General features: G+C 67.6%; 3 protein-coding genes and 1 tRNA gene. 3 read left to right on the plus strand and 1 reads right to left on the minus strand.

The genetic code is table 11. The features are described 5' to 3' along the window. Together GPA_RS01365 and GPA_RS01370 are read left to right on the plus strand one after the other, a co-directional pair. Positions 1-647: MFS transporter (locus GPA_RS01365; protein ID WP_156790901.1), on the plus strand; the 647-nt coding region annotated here is incomplete at its 5' end. Positions 648-821: 174 nt separating this feature from the next. After that, entirely contained in the window at positions 822-1,064 is a 243-nt protein-coding gene (locus GPA_RS01370; protein WP_041238749.1) for a glutaredoxin family protein, read from the plus strand. A 130-nt stretch (positions 1,065-1,194) separates the two neighbouring features. Here the strand turns inward: GPA_RS01370 and GPA_RS01375 are convergent. Then, positions 1,195-1,268: transfer RNA gene (locus GPA_RS01375), tRNA-Gly, on the minus strand. 93 nt (positions 1,269-1,361) lie between these two features. Here GPA_RS01375 and ligD point away from each other — a divergent pair. After that, a partial coding sequence (ligD, locus tag GPA_RS01380; RefSeq protein ID WP_041239918.1) for a non-homologous end-joining DNA ligase occupies positions 1,362-2,810 on the plus strand: 1,449 nt, incomplete at its 3' end.

The following is a 2,810-nucleotide window of genomic DNA, read 5'->3' on the forward strand; positions in this document are numbered from 1 at the left end:
GAGCGGAAGCCGGCCGCCCCCGCGACACCGGCCCCGCAGCCTTCCTGCTATCGCAGCTGGCCGTTTTCAAGGACGCGCGCGTGCGGCTGAACGCGTCGCAGATCCTGCTGTCCATGGCGGGGCTCTACGTGTACTACACCTACCTGAACCCCCTGCTCGTGCAGGTGATCGGCGTGCCCGAGGCCGCGTTGCCGCTGGCGCTGGCCGCCTACGGCGCCATGGCGATACTCTCGAACCTCTCGGCGGGCGTCGTGGCCGACCGCTGGGGGCAGCGCGCGCTGCCGGCAGTCTACGGAGTGCTCGCAGCGCTCTTAGCCGTGCTGCCAGCCACGACGTCGGCGGGGCCCGTTGCGAGCATCGCCAATTGCCTGGCCATCGCCTATGTCACTGCGCTGCACAACTCCCAGGTGCAGGTGCTGTTCATGGAGGTGGCCGAGGAGGCCTATCCGCAGGCGCTCAACTTCGCCTCGTCGCTGAACCCCACGTTCTACAACATCGGCATCGCCGCAGGCTCATTGGTGGGCGGCGCGCTGCTGGCCCAGAAGGGCACCTACGCCTGGCTCGGCCCCGCGGGAGCCGTCCTCGCCCTCGCCGCGTGCGCCTGCGCCGTCAGGCTGAATTATGTCGTGCGCGCGAGAACACGCTAAGGCACGGTTCCAAGGGGCGTGCGGACGCCCCTTTGCTTTATCTTAATAAAGTAAACCGCTCGGCAACAAGTTGGCCCTCGGCTGCAAACAAATCGGGGTGCTCGCCTATGATAAAGTTTCCGTTCATATATATCGTCGAGGCCGCTTGCTCGAGCGATGAGGAAAGGAACGTCCATGCCTTATCTGGAAGACCACACCCTGTACTACAAGAAGTCGTGTCCCTACTGCCAGAAAGTGCTGCGTTTCATGCAGGACAACAAGATCAACCTGGACATGCGCGACACGCTCCAGCCCGGCAACCAGAACGACCTCATCCACATCGGCGGCAAGAAGCAGGTTCCCTGCCTCGTCATCGGCAACAAGCCGATGTACGAGTCCGACGACATCATCGCCTACCTGCGCGGGAAGGCGGGCTGAGCGCGGCACGTCGCGAAACCCAAGCTGCCAGGCGCCCTGCGTCGAGCCAGACCGAATCCGGCTTGCGCCACCCCCCCAACCCCGGCAATCCAAAACGGCCCCGCCAATTGGCAGGGCCGTCGTGTTTCCGTGGAGCGGGTGACGGGAATCGAACCCGCGTCATGAGCTTGGAAGGCTCAGGTTCTACCATTGAACCACACCCGCGTAACGCGGCGATTATTGTACCGCAAGATGGCCCCCTGCGAGCGAGAATATCGAGCATCCAAGTAAAACCCGGAAGATGCGGAGGTATCCGCCGTGCCCGCGAAGCTGAGCGCCTACAACGAGAAGCGCGATTTCAACCGAACCTCCGAGCCGGAGGGCGTGGGCGGCGAGCCCGCGGGGCGCCTGCGGTTCCTCGTGCAGCACCACCTGGCCCGCCGCGACCACTACGACCTGCGCCTGGAATGGGACGGGGTGCTGCTGAGCTGGGCGGTGCCCAAGGGGCCCTCGTACAACCCGCGCGACAAGCGGCTGGCCGTGCACGTGGAGGACCATCCGCTGGAGTACCGCAACTTCGAGGGAACCATTCCGCAGGGCGAGTACGGCGGCGGCACGGTGATGCTCTGGGACGAGGGGTTCTGGGAACCGCTCGGCGACGTCGAGGCGGGCCTGCGCGACGGCGAGCTGAAGTTCGTGCTGGACGGCCGGCGCCTCAAGGGCGCCTGGGTGCTCGTGCGGCTGAAGCCCAAGGCGGGCGAGCACGGAGACAACTGGCTCCTCATCAAGGAGAAGGACGGGCACGTGCAGGACGAGCCCGGCATCGCCGGCTTCGGCACGAGCGTGCGCACGGGCCGCACCATGGACGAGATAGCGTCCGGCGGCGACGGGCGGCTTGCGCGCAACCCCTTCGACCGCGCCGACGTGGAGCTGGCGAAGCTCGCGTCGGCGGCGCCGAAGGGCGACGGGTGGGTGTACGAGGTGAAGTACGACGGCTACCGCATGCTTGCGTTCGTGGAGGAGAACCGCGCGCGGCTGGTCAGCCGCAACGGCAAGGACTACACCGGGCATTTCCCCGCCATCGCCGCCGAGCTTGCCGACTGGTCCGCCGGCCGCGTGTTCGTGCTGGACGGAGAGGTGGCGATGATCGACGCTGACGGCCGCACCGACTTCCAGGCCCTCCAGAACTTCCTGCGCAACCCCGGCGGCCCGCAGCCCGCCTACCTCGTGTTCGACCTGCTGGCGCTTGAAGGCGCGGACCTGCGGGACCGCCCCTTGCTCGAGCGCAAGGAAGTGCTCGAGCAGCTGCTGGAAGGCGCGCCCGCCAGCATACGCTACAGCAGCCACGTGCGCGGGCGGGGCGAGGACAGCCTTCACGCCGCCTGCGAGCTGCGCCTCGAGGGCGTGGTGGGCAAGCGCGCCGCGGCTCCCTACCGCGGTGCGCGCAACGGCGACTGGGTCAAATTGAAGTGCGACCATCGCCAGGAGTTCGTCGTCGGCGGCTACACGCGCTCCGAGAAGAACCGCACGGGCGTGAGCTCGCTGCTGCTCGGCGCCTACGACGACGGCGGGCTCCGCTACGTCGGCCGCGTGGGTTCGGGCCTGGGAGCAGCCGAGGCGCACGAGCTGGAAAGGGCCGTCACCGGCCTGCAGCGCGCCGACGCGCCGTTCGAGAACCCGCCGAAGCCGCGGCCGCACGAGCAGGCGGCCTGGCTCGAGCCGAAGCTGGTGGCCGAAGTCCGCTTTGCCGAATGGACGCAGGACGGG

This window comes from Gordonibacter pamelaeae 7-10-1-b, from assembly GCF_000210055.1.
Taxonomy (GTDB): Bacteria; Actinomycetota; Coriobacteriia; order Coriobacteriales; family Eggerthellaceae; genus Gordonibacter; species Gordonibacter pamelaeae.